We start from the raw sequence: 16,491 nt of genomic DNA on the forward strand, positions 1-16,491 counted from the left end.
CGACGGGTTCTGGGGGCACCCTGAGGGGCCCTTCGACTACGTCACGACGAACGTCCTCGCCTCGATGGAGCAGTTCCCCATCTCGGGGTTGCTGGCCGACACCCCCTACGGTCTGATCGTCGGCGGCCCGAGCGCGTTCGACGGTTCACTGTGGACGCTGAGGTACGACCTGGCGTTCTACGGGATCGTCGGCATCCTCGTGGTGACCTCGGTGCTGCACCGGGCACCTCGCGCGGTGCTCGTCCTGACCGCCGTCTGTTACGCCCTGGTCCTACGGGACTTCTTCACGGCACCGACCTGGAGCTCCCGCCCGCCACAACACGGCGCGATCGGACCGTTCCCGCTGCTCGGCGCGTTCGCCGCCGACTGGACGCTGATGCTCGGCTTCCTGTTCCTGCTCGGCGCCGCCGCCCGCCTGTACGCGCACCGGATCCCGGTGACCAGAGAGCTGGCCGTGCTGGCCGGCGTCGCGTTGGTCGGCTCGCTGTGGCTGGGCGGGTTCTTCGCTGTGGGCCTGCCGGCCTTCGCCTACCTGGTGCTCTTCGCCGCCGTCGCGCTGCCGAAGCGGCTGTCCGGGATCAGCCGCCGGCACGACTACACCTACGGCATCTACATCTACGGCTTCCCGGTGCAGCAGATGATCGCCCTGCTCGGCGGGACCCGGTTCGGGATGCTCGGCTACATCGTGCTGAGCCTGCTCGGCGCGCTCCTGTTCGCCGTTCTCTCCTGGCACCTGGTGGAACGGCCCGCCCTCGGCTTCAAGACCGGCAGCGGACGCGCACGGCACCGGCGCACGGGCCGCACCGCCAGCGCCCGCCCCGTGCTGATCCCCAGCCCGGTGACAGTCGCGGGAGCCGAGACGCGCACCGGCCGGCACAAGGCCGGCGGCCGGCACAGCCGGTCGACGAAGAACACCCCCGCCACGGCAGCCACACCGCGCCGCGCCAAGCGGGCCACCGAGTCGGCGGCGTCGTTCCTGGCGGTGCCCGAGCGGACCAGGAAGGACCTTCCGTTCGACCCGGTGAAGACGCCCACCTCGCACACCCGATCGGGTCGGTCCCACCGCGCGCCGACCACCTCGACGACACCGCCCCGCTGATCGCGATGGGGCCGGAGCCAGACTGGCTCCGGCCCCACCACCGTCCGCAGGGGCGGCCGGCCGACTCAGGCCGAGAAGTTGCGGAACAGCAGGGACGCCAGGGCGAGCGCCAACGCCAGGTTGAACACCGTGGCACTGGCGAACACCGCCACCGGTCGCCAGCCCGCCTCCCGCAGCGACGCGACCCGGACCTCCAGGCCGATGCTGACGAAGGCCAGGATCAGGAACCACACGCGCAGGTCGTTGACGATGGCGATGGTGGCCTTACCGTCCGCGCCAGCCGCGTCGAGGTACCAGGTGGCGATGACCGAGGCCGCTATGAAACCGAGGACGAACTTCGGAAACCGCGTCCACAGCTCACCGAGGCCCGGTCGGGCCGCGCCGGGCCGTCGTTCCACCCGCAGTGTGAAGTACGCGGTGAGCGCGACCGCCACCACACCCATCAGGGCATTCTGGGCGACCTTGACGATGCTGGCGATCTGGAGCGCCTCCTCACCGGCGAGCGCTCCCGCCGCGGTGACCGCCGCTGTGGTGTCGATGTTGCCACCGATCCATGCGCCGGCCACCGCGTCGGAGAGCCCGAACACGTCGGCCAACCAGGGCAGAATGAAGATGGACGGCAACGCGAAGACGATGACCAGACTCGCCGTGTAGGCCAACTGTTCGCGGCGCGCCCGTACGGCGCCGGCGGCGGCGATCGCCGCGCTGACCCCGCAGATCGACACCGCCGACGCGAGCAGCGCCCGCAGCTTGTCGTCGAGGCCGAACCTGCCGGCCAACCACCAGGTGAACAGGAACACCCCGCTGATCAGCAGGATCGCCTGGGCGATCGCCGGGCCGGCGGCGCTGGCGATGACGGCCAGGTTGATCGACGCCCCGAGCAGCACCAGACCGGTCTTGATGAAGAACTCGGTCCGGAAGGCAGCGGCGATCCGGTCCCGCCACCCGACCAGCGTGACGGCGACGTTGCCGAGCAGGCCGAGCAGGATCGCGTAGATCGGGTACTCGATCGCCGCTCCGATGTCCTCGACGGCGGTGCCCTCGGCCCAGGCCGGGACGTTCTGCTCCAGGTAGCGGGTGAGCGCGGCGAGACCGACCACGATCAGCAGGCCGAGCGCCGTCCATGCCCAGAACGCCCCGTCACGGGCCACGCTGGTCGGCTCGGCAGGGTCGGCGGTGGTCGACGACGTGTCGCGCTCGACCACGTCCTCGGCCGGCGGGTCGTCGGCGGAGGTGGCGTCGTCGAGGCGGGTGGCGTCGTCGAGGCGGGTGGCCTCGGCCGTGGCGGGCTCGGTGCCCGTCCGGGTCGCGTCGGCGGTCATCAGGGCACCAGCCCGGCGGGAATGGCACCCAACAGGACCAGGGCGAGCAGGGCCAGGCCGAGGATGGTCGCCGCCCAGTCCTCGTTGAACGCGAGCCGGGACGCGCCGGCCGTCGGCGGTGTGGGCGGTGGCTGGTCGGATGTCATGGCGTACCTCCATGGTGGTGAACCGATCCGGCGGTGCCGGATCGGTTCAGAAGCGCGGTGACGAGCGTGCGGAGCCGCGCCGGGTCACGCGTCGACGCGCGAGCCGGCGGTGCGGCCGGAAGAGGGGTGCGGTGCTGCGGTGCTCAGTCGGTGCCCGGTGTGCCCGGACAGAGCTCACTGGCGGTTCGCATCAGGTCGACGACCCGACGCGACGTGAGGAGCGGACCAACCGGCATTCACGTATTTTCCTACCGACTCGATAGGAATTCAAGACCGTCGACCCGGATTCTTCCTCTGCGGACGCCCTCGCCACCGACGACGGGGCCGGAGCCACTGCCGGCTCCGGCCCCGTCGGTACGCCCGATCCCCGCTACGGGGTCGGGTACTGCTTCAGGTAGACCGGAACGCCGACCTTGGTCATGTCGGCCGCGTCCCCGACGCCGTTGACCACATGGTCGATCGTGCCGGCGCTGAGGTTGACGGTCATGATGTGGTGCAGCCGCACCCCGGGCCGGTTCGGCACCTCGAAGCCGTTCTCGGTGTGGATCGACGGGTTGTTCTGGTTGAACACGTACACCCCGCCCCCGTACAGGGTGTGGTGACGTACGCGGTCGCCGACCTTGTACCCGGCCCAGCCCTCGACCGCGCCGTTCATCCAGTCGGCCTGCGTCGGCGGGTCGTACGGCAGCTCGTTCTGATAGAGGATCGTGGTGCCGTGCTCGCCGTTCCAGACCGTGTTGTAGCGCTGGAAGTGCTCGACGAAGAGGCCGGTAGCGGTCACGTGGTCGCCGTTGATGATGGCCCCGTAGCGACCGGTGTTGGTACGCCAGCGGTCGGTGTCACCGTTGACCCCCTCGGTGAAGCCCTCGACGCCGTGATCACCGCGCCACACCCAGGTGTGGTCGATGAGCACGTTGTCGCTGTTGACCTCCAGCGCGGTGTTCGTCCGCCCGATGTGCGGGCCACCGACCCGGAAGTACACGTCGGAGAGCGTGGTCGGGTTGTGCGGGCTGCTCGCGTTGCGGCCGTGCTCACGTCCGACCCGCAGCAGGACCGGCGACTCGACGGGGCCGGCGTCGATCGTGACACCGGCGACGATCACCCCGGGCACGCCGGCCACGTCCAGCGGGATCGCGCCGTTCTCGGCGGTCAGCGTGGCGTGCCCGATCCCCAGCACCACTGTGTTCGGGCGCCGGATCTCGATGCTGCGCGCGATGCCGTACGTGCCGGGCGTGAGCAGCAGGTGCTTGCCGCGCGCCAACTGGCTGTTGATGACGCGCACCGAGTCGGACGGCTTGGCGATGAAGAAGTCGCCGATCCCGATGGTGCGCCCCGGCGTGATGCCGTCAGCCCAGGAGACGCCCCGGCTGTCGCGCTGCGCGGCGGGCACCCGCACCTGGTACCGGCCCTTGCCGTCGACGAAGAGGTAGGGCTTCTCCCGGCTGAGCGGGGTGGTCTCCAGCGTGGTGTACGGCGGGTCGGGGAACGTGGCGTCGTCTGGCGCTCCCTCGACCCCCGCGAACACCTGGTTCCACACCGCGTTGGACCAGCCGCCGACCTCGCTGTTGCGGGTCAGCCACTGTTGCTGCGAACCGTTCGTCGTGGCCGGCAGCCGTGAGTCGGCGATGAACCCGCCGCTGGCGAACTGCGGGCCGGCGGTGCAGTAGTCCATCAGCGACAGACCGCCGCCGCCGATGTTCAGTCGGCGCATCGACACCGCCTGGGAGACCGCCCAGAAGTTCGCCGACGACCGGCAGTCGTCCTGGCCGGCCGCGTTGATGGTGAGCGACAGGTTGGACAGGGTGCGCCAGAAGTTGACCAGCGCGAGGCAGTTGCCGGTGCCGCCGTCGGCGAGGCAGCGGTTGTAGACCTCCAGCTTGCCGTTGACCGTGACGTCGGTCGGCGAGGCGCCCAGGCCGGACACCTCGGTGTAGTAGCCGACCTTGGCCTGCAACGGCTGTGCGGCAGTGCCGTACGTGCCGGGCTTGAACAGGTAGGCGTGCCGCTCGGTGCCCATCTCGTTGTCGACCTGCCGGGCGTGCGCCGCGTCGAGGGTCTGCTGGATCTCGCCGAGCGGCATGGACGGGTCGAAGATCGTCACGTTAGGGCCGAAGTCGGGTGCGCCGTGCGTCGGGCGGCCGGCGCTGGCCGCCGTGCTGGTCATCGTGGTGGCGGTGGTCAACACCAGGGCGAGCAGGAGGGTACGACCGGATCTCCGGCGCACGTCTCGGGACGGGGTTGTCATGTGGTTCGTCCTCTCCGCTGGCCGGGCGTACTTCCGGCGCAGCTGGGGCGGTGAGAGCGCTCTCTGACCCTTGCCGCCGGAGGTTGGGCCGGGCCGGAAGGGGTTGAGATGTTTCTACCCGTTAATGCGCCCACACGCCACGACCAGGTGTGGCGAACCTTCGCGCCGGGCCCCCTGCCCGCGATCTTGCACTTTCTGCGGCCGTTACGCATCTTTCGACCCCTTATGGCACTGCACAAAGCGCAAGATTGTGGAGTTGGCCAACGCGCTTACGGTCCACCTCGGGTCGCGAGTTGACGGCACTAAGATGACCGCCGTGCAGTTCGGGGTGCTCGGGCCGCTCGCCGTGACCACGGACGCCGGCGAGCCGGTAGTGGTGCCCGGCACCAAGGTGCGGGCGTTGCTGGCCGACCTGTTGGCCAACCGCAACCAGGTGGTCTCGGCCGACCGCCTCATCGACGACCTGTGGGGTGACGACGCCCCCGCCAATCCGGCCGGAGCCCTCCAGGTGCGGGTGTCGCAGCTGCGCAAGGCGCTCAACGATGCCGAGCCCGGTGCCCGCGAGTTGGTCGAGTCCCGGCCGCCCGGCTACCTGCTGCGGGTCGACGCGGTCGACGTCGACCGCTTCGACGAGCTGGCCCGCTGCGCCGACGTCGAACGGCTGACCGAGGCCCTCGCGTTGTGGCGCGGCGAGGCGTACGCCGACGTGGCCGACGCGGAGTTCGTGCGGGCCGAGGCTGCCCGCCTCGCCGAGCAGCGCCTCGTCGTACACGAGCGGTTGGCGCAGGCCCGGCTGGCCCGGGGTGAGCATGACCTGGTGGCCGCGGACCTGGCCGAGTTGGTCGCCAGACACCCGCTGCGCGAAGGCCTACGGGCGGTGCAGCTGCGCGCGTTGTACGCGGCCGGCCGCCAGTCCGAGGCGTTGGAGAGCTACGCCGAGCTGCGGGCCCGGCTCGCCGAGGAGCTGGGCCTGGACCCAGGCCCGGAGCTGGTCGCCCTGCATCGCAGGATCCTCGAACAGGACGCCGGCCTTGACGTCCCGCCGAAGGCGGCGATCATCCGGAGCAACCTGCCGGCCCCGCTCGACGAGTTGATCGGGCGGGACGAGGCGCTGGCCGAGCTGCTGACGCTGCTGCCCCGCCAACGGCTCGTCACGCTGGTCGGGCCGGGCGGCGTCGGCAAGACCCGGCTGGCCACCGAGACGGCCCGCGCCACGTCCTACCCGGACGGTGTCCGACTGGTCGAGCTGGCCCCGCTCCCGGCCGGCGACGCCAGCGTCGCCGAACAGGTGCTCGGCGCTCTGGGCGCCCACGAGGCCGCCGGAACGAGCCAGTCCCCCGCCGACCGGGTGGTCACGGCCCTGCGGCACCGGCAGTTGCTGCTCGTGCTGGACAACTGCGAACACGTCATCGAACCGGTCGCCGAGCTGGTCGCCCGGCTGCTGCGCGACGTGTCAGGGGTGAGCGTGCTGGCCACCAGCAGAGAGCCACTCGGGTTGACCGGTGAGCTGCTCTGGGAGGTACCCCCACTGCCGGTGCCGGACGACGGTGACCTGGACGCGGTCCGGCGCTCGGCGGCGGCCCGGTTGTTCGTCGCCCGCGCCGCCGCGCAGCAGCGCGGTTTCCGCCTCGACGGGCAGACTGCGACGGCGGTGGCCCAGCTGTGCCGCCGCCTCGACGGTCTGCCGCTGGCGTTGGAGCTGGCGGCGACCCGGGTCCGCGCGCTGGGCGTACGCGGGGTGGTGGACCGGCTCGACGACCGGTTCCGGCTGCTCACCACCGCGCAGCGGGACGTGCCGCCCCGGCAGCGGACGCTCACCGCTGTGATCGGCTGGAGCTGGGACCTCCTGGACGAGTCCGACCGGGTGGTGCTCGCCCACCTGGCGGTGTTCCCGGACGGCTGCACCCCGGAGGCCGCCGAACAGGTCTGCCGAACCGACCTGGACGCCCTCGCCCGGCTGGTGGACCGGTCGCTGGTGGTGCTCGACGACTCCGGCGCGGCCCCCCGATACCGGCTGCTCGAATCGGTGGCCGCGTTCTGCCTGGAACGCCTCACCGACGCCGACGAGATACGCGGGCGCCACGCCACCTACTACACCGAGCTGGCCGAACGCGCCGACCCCGGGCTGCGCGGGGCCGACCAGCGGCGGTGGCTGGCGCTGCTCGACACCGAGCTGGCGAACCTGCGCTCGGCACTGGCGCACGGTGGTGGGCTGCGCCTGGCGGTCGCACTGAGCTGGTACTGGTTCCTGCGCGGTCGACTCACCGAGGCACGGCGGGCGCTGGCCGTGCCCGGCGACCCGGAGCAGGAGGCCCGCGCGGCACCCTGGCGGGTCGGCTTCGCCCTGTCGCAGGGTGAGGTGATCTCCCCGGACGACGTGCGCGCCGCAGTGGCCGCCGACCCGGACAGCCACGCCGCGTGGTTCGCGGCCAACGCGGTGATCGAGCACGGCGACCTGGCCCTGGCGTCGGAGCTGCTGCCCACCGCCGCCACCGACCCGTGGACCGAGGCCGCGGTACTCACCTCAGTGGCCCACATCGCCCACGCCAACGGCGACCAGGCCACCCTGGAGCGCACCGCGACCCGCAGCGCCGCGCTCTTCGCCGACCTCGGCGACCGGTGGGGTCGGCTCCGGGCGACCGAGTGGGTGGGTGGGCTGGCCGACATGCGCGGCGAGCACGAGCGCGCCTTCGCACTGCACCGGGAGGGGCTGCGCTGGGCCGAGGAGTTGGCGCTGTGGCCGCAGGTCTGCGCCGAACTGTCCTGGCTGGCCTGGCTCGCCGTGCAGACCCGCGACTACGCCCAGGGTCGGGAACTGGCCGAACGCGCCTACGACCTGGCGGTGGAGCAGGGCTCGCCCGGCGCACTGATCTTCGCGGAGATGAGCCTCGGGCTGGCCGCCCGACGCGACGGCAAGCTCGACCTGGCCGTCACCCACCTCAGCCACCTCGCCGACCTGGGCCGGGGAGAGAGCCAAACCGCGCTCTACCTGCCGATGGTGCTGGTGGAGCTGGGCTACGCCGTCGAGCAGGGCGGCGACCCGGACGCCGCGTTGGCCCTGCACATCGAGGCGTTCGAGGTCGCCGAGGCGATGGCGACGATGCGCGACGCGGTCGGCCCCCTGGAGGGGATGGCCGCGGCGGTCCGCTCCCCCGAGGTCGCCGCCCGGCTGCTCGGCGCCGCGGCCGCCGCCCGGCTCGCCACGCAGTCCCCCGCCGCGCCGGCCGAACGCGACGACACCGACCGGACGACAGCACGGCTGCGGGCCGAGCTCGGGCCGGAACGCTTCGACGCGCTGCTCGCCGAGGGCGCGCAGCTGAGCCCGGGCGAGGCCCGGGCCCAGCTCTGACCGGTGCTCAGGAGGTCACCTTCGGCTGGTACGAGGCGACGATCACGCCGCTCTTGTGCACCCGGGTGTCGACCAGGTCGAACGACGCCTTGACGTCGGTCAGCGCCGTGGTGAGGCTGGGGCCGCCCTCCAGCACCGGGTGGATCCAGAACCGAACCTCGTCCACCAGGCCCGCCCGGATCAGCTGGGCGGTGACCGAGCCGAAGCCGTACTGGATGATGTTCTTGCCCTCCTGGGCCTTGAGCGCGGTGACCGCCTCGACCAGATCGCCCTGGAGCACCTCCGTGTTGTTCCAGGTGGGGTTGGTCAGGGTGGTCGAGGCGACGTACTTCTTGACGTTGTTGAAGTACGCGGCGCCAGTGGTCGGGTCGCTCTCATCCATGTTCGGCCAGACGGAGGAAAAGCCGTCGTAGGTGGCCCTGCCCATCAGCATCGCGTCGGCCGCCTCGGTCTGCGCACCGGCCAGGCTGGCGGCCTCCTCGTCGAAGTACGGCATGGTCCACATCGGGTTGTCGATGACGCCGTCGAGGGTGATGTAGGTCGAGTTGACGAGCTTGCGCATCGGGATCTCCTGGGTGTTTGTCGTGCTCTCCGGTGACACCCAGAACTCTGCCGGAGCCCGCTTACGATTCGCTTTCGATGCTCTTACCCGCGTCGTCGGTCGGGCCCTGCGCCCTGTCGGTCAACGGGATCGGCAGCGCCTGCGGGGTGACAGTGCCGGTGCCGGTCGAGTGGGCCGGGGCGGGGCGGTCCCCGCCGCGGCTGTGCAGCCGCCCGCGCCCGGCCGGACCGGCCCGCCGGGTCACCTCGACGGTCACCATCCGCACCGGCGGTGGCGGCGCTGTGAAACGCCCGACGCCCCACCGGACCCAGATCGGGATCCGGCCGGCGTCCGCCTCCGCGCGCAACTTCTGCACCGTACGGGCCCGGTCGGTGTGGTCGACCTCCACCACGACGGGCGGACCGTCGGGACGGGCACACGCCACGTCGAGCACCGAGTGCCGCTGCTCCAGCGGCGGTGGCAACGGCAGCACGCTGGGTGCGCGCCGGTAGACCCGCCAGCCCTGGGCCTCGGCCCACCGCACCACCGACTCGATCACCCGCGCGGTGACCTCGTCGGTGTCCAGGTCGACGAAGGTCACCTCGGCCAGCCAGCGACCCAGGTCCGCGGCCAACCGCTCGTCCTGCGCCGCGACCTCCACCGGCGCAGGATAACGCCTCAGCCGACGACGGTCGCGGTCGCGGCGAGGTGCCGGGTCAGCCAGCCGGTGGTGGCCGTACGGGCCGCCTCGGCGTTGGTCCGCGACAGGAAGTCGTGCCCCTCCCCGGCGAGCACCAGGTGCCCGTGCGGCACACCGCGCTCGGCGAGGGCCCGGGCGACCTGCGCCGACTCGCCCGCCGGCACGTTGGTGTCGTTGGCGCCGTGGATCAGCAGCACCGGCACGTCCAGCCGGTCGATGTTGGTCAGCGGGGAGAGGTCGCGCAGCAGGTCGGCGTCCCGCCGGGGGTCGCCGTACTTGCTGACGGCGGCGGCGGCGATCCACGGCTCGGTGCCGGCGAAGAAGGTCCGGAAGTCGGAGATGCCGCACTCGGCGACCCCGGCGGCGAACAGACCGGGAAAGTTCACCAGCACCGCGAGGACCAGGTAACCGCCGTAGGAGCGGCCCAGGACGCCGAGCTGGCCGGGCCGGGCCACGCCGGTGTCGACGAGGAAGTCCGCGCAGGCCGCCACGTCGGCGATCGCGCCGTAGCGGCCGGCGAGGTTGTCGGCGGCCACGAACGAGCGGCCGAACCCGGACGACCCCCGGACGTTGGGCGCGAAGACCGCGATGCCCTGGGCCACGAGGGCCTGGAACAGCGGGTTGTAGCCAGGACGCTCCTGCGCCTCCGGGCCACCGTGCAGGCTGATCGCCGTCGGCCAGGGACCCGGCCCGGCCGGGCGGTAGAGCCAGCCGGAGAGCGGCAGCCCGTCGCGGGCCCGGAGGTCGACCAGCTGCGGCGCGACACCGGCATCGTCAGTACGCGGGCCGGTGTCCGGCCGCAGCGGGCGCGGCGCCCCGGTCGACGGGTCGACCAGCCACACCTCCCGTGGTTGCACCGGCCCCTGCGCGGTGAGGCAGAGCAGGCCGCCGTCGGCGGCGAGGACGACGTCGCCGAGCACCTCGCCGGGGGCGGCGACGGCCCGCTGCACACCGCTGGCGAAGTCGAGCAGGGTCAGCTCGCTGCGCCCGCCGTAGGTGTTCCACAGCAACGCGCCACGCTGCCCGTCCGCGCTGGGCGTGATGTGTTCCAACTCGGCGTCCGGTCGTCCGGCCAGCCGGGTCGGCGGCTGCTCCGGTCGGGCCAGGTCGACCCGGACCAGCGCGGCGAGTTCGGAGTACGCGTCGGTGCGGGCCAGCACGCTCGTGCCGTCCGGGCCGAACCAACCCTGGTCGGTGCTGCCCCGCCCGGTGTCCGGGAGGAGCCGCCGTCGAACGCCGGTGGCCACGTCGAGCACCTCCAGCCAGCGGGCGTTACGAGGGCCGCGGCGCAGCAGCGCGGTGCCGGCGTCCGGGGTCACGTCCAGGAGGGTGAGCAGGTCGCCCTGGACGAGCACCCGCCGGTGCCCGGTGTCGGCGTCGACCAGCAGGGCTTGCCCGTGCTCGTCGGTCTCGGTGACCGCCAGCACCGCGCCGTGCGGCAGCCAGCCGGCCAGCGCGGCGCTGCGGCGGCCGAACCCGGCGACCTGGTGGCGTCGCGTGCCGTCCGGGCGCAGCACCCACAGCTCGGTGCGGGGCGCGCCACCGGGGGCGACGACACAGGCCAACCACTGGCCGTCCGGGGACCAGCTCAGCGCGAGGACCGGCTCGTCACCGACGGGCAGCGCGACGGGCGCACCCGCGTCGACCTGACAGACCCAGACGCCGGGCGTGCCGGCCCGGTCGGAGAGGAACGCCACCCGGCGGCCGTCGGGGGACGGCGCGGGGGCGAAGTCCTCGCTGATCGGCACCGGCGGTGACACCGGCCGGTGGCTCGCGGGTCGGGGCCGCCGGGTGGTGCGCGGCGACTCAATCCGTACGCTCATCTAAACCCCGATCCGCTGCAACCAGAGCTCCAGCAGCCCAAGCTGCCAGAGCGCGTTGGAGCCCAGCGTGGTCCGCCGGGCGTTCGGCGCGTCCAGCAACTCCTCCAGGTAGTCCTTGCGGAACAGGCCCCGCTCGCGCGCCGGTCGGGCGGTCAGCGCGTCCCGCACGTCGTCGAGCAGTGGGCCGGAGAGATGCCGGATGGCGGGCACCGGGAAGTAGCCCTTCGGCCGGTCGATCACCTCGTCCGGGACGATGCCCCGACTCGCGGCCTTCAGCACCCCCTTGCCGCCCTGCGCCAGCTTCATGGCCGGTGGGCAGGCGGCGGCCAACTCGACCACCTCGTGGTCGAGGAACGGCACACGGGCCTCCAGCCCCCAGGCCATCGTCATGTTGTCGACCCGCTTGACCGGGTCGTCAACGAGCATCACCAGGCTGTCCAGGCGCAGCGCCGCGTCCAGCGCGGTGTCCGCGCCGGGCGCGCCGAAGTGCGCGGCGACGAACTCCAGGCTGGCGTCGTGGTCGAGCATCCACTCGGGCGCCAGGTGCCCGCCGAACGCGTCGTGACGACGATCGAAGAACACCCTGGCGTACGCCTCGACGGCGTCCGCGCGGGCCACGTTGGCCATCGGCGGGTACCAGTCGTAGCCGGCGAGGATCTCGTCGGCGCCCTGCCCGGACTGCACCACTGTGATGCGCTGCGAGACCTCCTCGGAGAGCAGGTGGAACGCGACGCAGTCGTGGCTGACCATCGGCTCGCTCATCGCCGCGATGGCCTGGTGCACGGCGGGGACGAACCGCTTCGCGCCGATGCGGATCTGCTGGTGGTCGGTGTCGAAGTGACGGGCCATCAGGTCGGAGTAGTGGAACTCGTCGCCGCTCTCCCCCGCCGCCGCCTCGAAGCCGATGCTGAAGGTGGCCAGGCCGGTCTGGCCCTGCTCGGCCAGCAGGGCGACGATCAGGCTGGAGTCGAGACCGCCGGAGAGCAGTACGCCGACCGGCACATCGGCGACCATCCTCCGTCGTACGGCGGTGCGCAACGCCGCCATGAGCCGTTCCTGCCACTCGTCGGCGGACATGGCGGGGACGGCGGCGCGGTTGAACTCCGGCCGCCAGTAGGTGGTGTCGGTGCGCCGGCCGTCCGCGGTGATCACCCGCACGGTGGCCGGTGGCAGCTTGCGGACCCCGGCGAGGATCGTGCGTGGCGCCGGCACCACCGAGTGGAAGCTCATGTAGTGGTGCAGCGCCACCGGGTCGAGGTCGGTGTCCACGTCACCGGCGGCGAGCAACGCCGGCAGGGTCGAGGCGAAACGCACCCGGCCCGGCCCCTCGGCCAGGTAGAGCGGTTTGATGCCGAGCCGGTCCCGGGCCAGCACCAGGGTGTGCGTGGCCAGCTCGACCAGGGCGAACGCGAACATCCCGTAGAACCGCTCGACACAGGCCGTCCCCCACCTGTGGTACGCCTTGAGGATCACCTCGGTGTCCGAGGTGGACCGGAAGGAGTAACCGGCCGAGGTCAGCTCGTCGCGCAGCTCCCGGTAGTTGTAGATGCAGCCGTTGAAGACCATTGCCAGACCCAGCTCGGTGTCGACCATCGGCTGGGCGCCCGCGTCGGACAGGTCGATGATGCGCAGCCGGCGGTGCACCAGGGCCACCGACCCCTGCTGCCACCGACCCTCGCCGTCCGGGCCCCGGGAGGCCAGGGCGGGAAGCATCCGCTCGACGGCGGCCAAGTCCGGTGGCGCCCCGTCGAGGCGGAACTCGCCTCCGATACCGCACATGGCACACACCTCTCATCGGCTGGATCCGCTGGGGGCCGCTGACCGGTCCAGGCTTGGCGGACCGGGTTGCGTCCCGATGACGGGTGGGTCAAGCGTCGGTTACGCCGACGGTTCGTCGGCTCCACCGAGCAGCCAGGTGTCCTTCGACCCGCCACCGCGCGACGAGTTGACGATCATGCTGCCGGCCGGGGCCACCCGGGTCAGCGCCACCGGCGCGACCTCGGCGGTGTCGCCGAGGAACACGAACGCCCGCAGATCGACGTGGCGGGGAGCCAGCGCCGTGCCGTCGAAGACCGGGTGGGTGGTCAGCGCGATCATCTCCTGGGCGATCCACCGGTGCGGGGCCGCGAGGATCTGCTCCCGGACGGCGTCCAACTCCTCCGCCTCGGCGCGGGGGCCGATCACCACCCGGTCACCGCCGTACCCGTCGACCGGCTTGAGCACCAGCTCGTCGAGCCGGCCCAGCACCTCGGCCCGCTGCTCGGGCAGCCCACACAGGTACGTCGGCACGTCCCCGAGCAGCGGCTTCTCGCCCAGGTAGTACTCGATCAGCCGGGGCACGTACGCGTACAGCGCCTTGTCGTCACCGACACCGTTGCCCAGCGCGTTGGCCAGGGTGAGCCGTCCGGCGTGCACGGCGGCGAGCAGCGGCCAGCCCAGCGGCACCCCGTCCGCGCCGGGCGCGTGCAGCAGTGCCTCCTCGTCCATCCGCAGGTAGATCACGTCGACCTCCCGGCGGCAGCCCTCGCGGACCAGCCGAACCCGGCCCTCCTCCACCAGCAGGTCGCTGGTCTCGGTCAGCGGCACACCCATCTCGTCGGCGAGCAGCCGATGCTCGAACCACGCCGGATCACCGGGGCCGCTGCTGAGCACCACCACGGCGGGGTCGTCGGCCGCGGCGGGCGCGGCGGCGACCAGCGCCCGGTACAGCATCGCCGGCGTCTCGTCGGCGGGCAGCAGATCCTCCGGCACCGGCAGCTCCGGCAGCACCGCCCGGGTCAGCCGACGGTTCTGCACCGCGTAGCCGATCCCGGAGGGCACCCGCAGATTGTCCTCCAGCACGTACCAGCCGCCGTCCGGGTCCCGGACGAGGTCGGTGCCGGACACCTGGGCGCGGGTGCCTCGCCGGCCCATCAGCGCCCCGGTCGGGCGCAGCCCGGGTGAGGACTCCACCACCCACGCCGGCACCACGCCGTCGGCCACCACGGCCCGGTCGGCGTAGACGTCGCGCAGGAACGCGTCGAGGGCGCGGGCGCGCTGCACCAGGCCGGTACGCAGGGTCCGCCAGTCGGCGGCGGGCACCACCCGGGGCACCAGGTCGACCGGGAAGAGCCGGGTGCTCGCCTCGCCGGCCACGCTGAACGTCACGCCCCGGGCCCGCTGCTCCTCGTCCCGGTCGTGTTCGCGTTGACGCAGGACCCCGGCGCCGAGTTGGCGCAGGGCCGCGAGCATCGGCGCGTACGCCGGTTGCGGTCCGGCCGGTCCGAAGACCTCGTCACCGGCGTCGGCGTACGTGGGCAGCGCCGGCGGTGTCGGCGCACCCGGCAGCGGACCGCGGACCCGACCCCGGGTCTCGTCGAGCAGCAGGTCGACCACGTCGGCCAATCGGCCCCGTCGCTCGTACGCCCGCCGCTGCCGGGCGGCGGAGCTGCCACGTTCCAGCGCGTACCGGTTCAGGTCGCTGACCTGCTCCCAGTCCCCGATCGCCTCCAGCTGTGGGCGCAGGTCGGTCACCAGGCGGCGGACCGCCTGGGCGGCCGGCACCGGTCGGGCCGAGCGGGGCAGGTCGAGCAGGTCACCTTCCAACCCGGAGCGGGCGGCCCGCCACAGGGCGGCGCGCAGCACCGGTGGTCGTACGGCAGTGCGCTCCGCCCCTGCGCGCAGGGCGGCGACCTCCCGTCGGACGAGTGCCCGGAACAGGCCGGTGAGCAGGACTATGGTCTCCACGTCGGCGTTGGCGTCGGTGACCCGCAGCTCCACTGTGGGCACGTGCGCCGACGGCCGGACGTCGAAATAGATCATGGCGGGGTCGGTGATGGTCTCGGAGGAGATCAGCTCGGCGACCAGCGCCTCGTGGTCCGCGGCGCTGGTCACCTCGCCCGGGTCGCCGGCGGTGGGCCAGCGCTGCCAGACCAGGGACCGGACGCTCGCGTAGCCGCTGTCCTGGCCCATCCAGTACGGCGAACTGGTGGAGAGGGCGAGCAGCACCGGTAGCCACGGCTGGACCCGGCGGGTGACAGCCACCGCCAGGTCCCGGTCGGAGACGCCGACGTGCACCTGCGCGCCGCAGATCAACTGCTCCCGGGCGAGCATCTGGTACTCGTCGAGCATCCGCCGGTAGCGGGAGGTGGGGGTGACGCTGGGGTCGCCGTCGGCCCGCAGCGGCACCGTGCCGGCCGCCACGATGCCCAGACCGACCCGGTCGGCGACCTGGACGGCCGCCTGACGCAGCCGTGTCAGCTCGGCGCGGATCTCGTCCAGGGTGCGGCAGACAGCGGTGTTGGTCTCCACCACGCTGCGGTGCAGCTCGGCGGTGAACGAGGCCGTCGGCAGTCGGTCGAGCAACTCCCCGGCGCGGGGCACCAACTCCCGGGTGTGCAGGTCGACGACGTGGAACTCCTCCTCCACCCCGACCGTGGCCAGGTCCGCCGGGTCGCCGTCGTCCAGCGACAGGACCGGATTCGTACGGGGGGCGGGCAGCGTCCGGCCGTTTCCGGACCGGCCCACCGGCTCGTCGTACGTCGGCGCGTTCGTGGTGCTGTCGGCCATGGTCACCCCGGTTCGCGTGTCGGTGGTCTCGACTGTCCGACGAGCGTTCCCAGGGTTGGTAGCGGGGGCGTTTCCGGCGCGTTAAGGTGACGCGCCCGTTCTGTCCGCGCTGCTCAGCGAGTGCGGGTCTGTGGCCGGTACTCGATGGTCGCGCCGACCCGGTCGGCGGTGGCGACGCCGAGTTCCCGTTCCGTGAGCCACAGCCCCAGATCGAGGCCGGCCGAGAGCGCGCCGGCGGTGACCCGGTCACCGTCGTCGACCACCCGCTCGTCGAGGACTGTCACGTCGTGGGCGCGCAACTCGTCGTACGCGTTGCGGTTGGTGGTCGCCCGCCGTCCGGTCAGCAGGCCGGCGGCGGCGAGGAGCAGCGCACCGGTGCACACCGACGCCACCCACCGCGCCGATGGCGCCAGTGCGGCCAGCTTCGCCGGCAGCCCACCGCGCTGCGCCTGCGCCCAGGAACCCTCCGGGGCCCGGTTCAGCCATCCGCCACCCGGGACGATCACGCCATCGGCCTGACCCAGCACCTCGGGCACCTGGAGTTGGACGCCACGCATGCTGATGACCGGCCCCGATCGTTCGACGGCGACCAGCGCCACGTCGAAGCCGGCCATCGACAACACCTCGAACGGCCCGAAGACGTCCAGCTCGTCGAAGCCGTCGAACACCACGATCTCGATCCGCATACGGCCCAGAATCTCCTGCCGACAGGGCGGCG

At 72.5% G+C, this 16,491-nt stretch carries 11 protein-coding genes; 2 read left to right on the forward strand and 9 right to left on the reverse strand.

Going from position 1 to position 16,491, the window contains the following annotated elements; translation table 11 throughout:
* Positions 1-1,099: hypothetical protein (locus tag AB0C20_RS20490; RefSeq protein WP_357568539.1), on the forward strand; the 1,099-nt coding region annotated here is incomplete at its 5' end.
* A gap of 65 nt (positions 1,100-1,164) precedes the next feature.
* On the opposite strand, the gene AB0C20_RS20495 is transcribed toward AB0C20_RS20490, so the two are convergent.
* The 3 genes from AB0C20_RS20495 to AB0C20_RS20505 all read right to left on the reverse strand — a co-directional run bounded on the left by AB0C20_RS20495 (position 1,165) and on the right by AB0C20_RS20505 (position 4,812).
* On the reverse strand, positions 1,165-2,421 hold the full coding sequence (locus AB0C20_RS20495) for a putative sulfate exporter family transporter (protein WP_357180342.1): 1,257 nt from the start codon (positions 2,419-2,421) through the stop codon (positions 1,165-1,167).
* On the reverse strand, positions 2,421-2,567 hold the full coding sequence (locus AB0C20_RS20500; RefSeq protein WP_181548476.1) for a hypothetical protein: 147 nt from the start codon (positions 2,565-2,567) through the stop codon (positions 2,421-2,423). The genes AB0C20_RS20495 and AB0C20_RS20500 overlap by 1 nt, the downstream gene beginning before the upstream one ends.
* A 370-nt stretch (positions 2,568-2,937) precedes the next feature.
* Positions 2,938-4,812, reverse strand: a complete 1,875-nt coding sequence (locus tag AB0C20_RS20505) for an adenylyl cyclase (protein WP_357180338.1) — start codon at positions 4,810-4,812, stop codon at positions 2,938-2,940.
* 307 nt (positions 4,813-5,119) lie between these two features.
* On the opposite strand from AB0C20_RS20505, the gene AB0C20_RS20510 reads away from it, so the two are divergent.
* Positions 5,120-8,161, forward strand: coding sequence for a BTAD domain-containing putative transcriptional regulator (locus AB0C20_RS20510; RefSeq protein ID WP_357568540.1), 3,042 nt, complete (start codon positions 5,120-5,122; stop codon positions 8,159-8,161).
* Between the two features lie 7 nt (positions 8,162-8,168).
* On the opposite strand, the gene AB0C20_RS20515 is transcribed toward AB0C20_RS20510, so the two are convergent.
* The 6 genes from AB0C20_RS20515 to AB0C20_RS20540 form a co-directional block, all read right to left on the reverse strand.
* The gene (locus AB0C20_RS20515) at positions 8,169-8,723 is read right to left on the reverse strand and encodes a dihydrofolate reductase family protein (protein WP_357180332.1); all 555 of its coding nucleotides are present in this window, start codon (positions 8,721-8,723) and stop codon (positions 8,169-8,171) included.
* A 61-nt stretch (positions 8,724-8,784) separates the two neighbouring features.
* Positions 8,785-9,363, reverse strand: a complete 579-nt coding sequence (locus tag AB0C20_RS20520) for a hypothetical protein (RefSeq protein ID WP_357568541.1) — start codon at positions 9,361-9,363, stop codon at positions 8,785-8,787.
* 17 nt (positions 9,364-9,380) lie between these two features.
* Positions 9,381-11,225, reverse strand: coding sequence for a S9 family peptidase (locus AB0C20_RS20525; RefSeq protein ID WP_357568542.1), 1,845 nt, complete (start codon positions 11,223-11,225; stop codon positions 9,381-9,383).
* Positions 11,226-13,004, reverse strand: coding sequence for an N-acetylglutaminylglutamine amidotransferase (locus AB0C20_RS20530; protein WP_357568543.1), 1,779 nt, complete (start codon positions 13,002-13,004; stop codon positions 11,226-11,228).
* A gap of 99 nt (positions 13,005-13,103) precedes the next feature.
* Complete coding sequence (locus tag AB0C20_RS20535) at positions 13,104-15,773, reverse strand: carboxylate--amine ligase/circularly permuted type 2 ATP-grasp protein (RefSeq protein WP_357568544.1); 2,670 nt, start codon at positions 15,771-15,773, stop codon at positions 13,104-13,106.
* Between the two features lie 113 nt (positions 15,774-15,886).
* Complete coding sequence (locus AB0C20_RS20540; RefSeq protein ID WP_357568545.1) at positions 15,887-16,459, reverse strand: DJ-1/PfpI family protein; 573 nt, start codon at positions 16,457-16,459, stop codon at positions 15,887-15,889.
* Positions 16,460-16,491: the final 32 nt, after the last annotated feature.

The organism is Micromonospora sp. NPDC048843 (assembly GCF_040649965.1).
In the GTDB taxonomy this organism is placed as follows: Bacteria; Actinomycetota; Actinomycetes; order Mycobacteriales; family Micromonosporaceae; genus Micromonospora; species Micromonospora hortensis.

Excerpts from the sequence above, each read along its gene's own strand:
- AB0C20_RS20495 (WP_357180342.1), bottom strand. The coding sequence starts at position 2,421 with ATGACCGCCGACGCGACCCGGACGGGCACCGAGCCCGCCACGGCCGAG.
- AB0C20_RS20500 (WP_181548476.1), bottom strand. The coding sequence starts at position 2,567 with ATGACATCCGACCAGCCACCGCCCACACCGCCGACGGCCGGCGCGTCC.
- AB0C20_RS20505 (WP_357180338.1), bottom strand. The coding sequence starts at position 4,812 with ATGACAACCCCGTCCCGAGACGTGCGCCGGAGATCCGGTCGTACCCTC.
- AB0C20_RS20510 (WP_357568540.1), top strand. The coding sequence starts at position 5,120 with ATGACCGCCGTGCAGTTCGGGGTGCTCGGGCCGCTCGCCGTGACCACG.
- AB0C20_RS20515 (WP_357180332.1), bottom strand. The coding sequence starts at position 8,723 with ATGCGCAAGCTCGTCAACTCGACCTACATCACCCTCGACGGCGTCATC.
- AB0C20_RS20525 (WP_357568542.1), bottom strand. The coding sequence starts at position 11,225 with ATGAGCGTACGGATTGAGTCGCCGCGCACCACCCGGCGGCCCCGACCC.
- AB0C20_RS20530 (WP_357568543.1), bottom strand. The coding sequence starts at position 13,004 with ATGTGCGGTATCGGAGGCGAGTTCCGCCTCGACGGGGCGCCACCGGAC.
- AB0C20_RS20535 (WP_357568544.1), bottom strand. The coding sequence starts at position 15,773 with ATGGCCGACAGCACCACGAACGCGCCGACGTACGACGAGCCGGTGGGC.
- AB0C20_RS20540 (WP_357568545.1), bottom strand. The coding sequence starts at position 16,459 with ATGCGGATCGAGATCGTGGTGTTCGACGGCTTCGACGAGCTGGACGTC.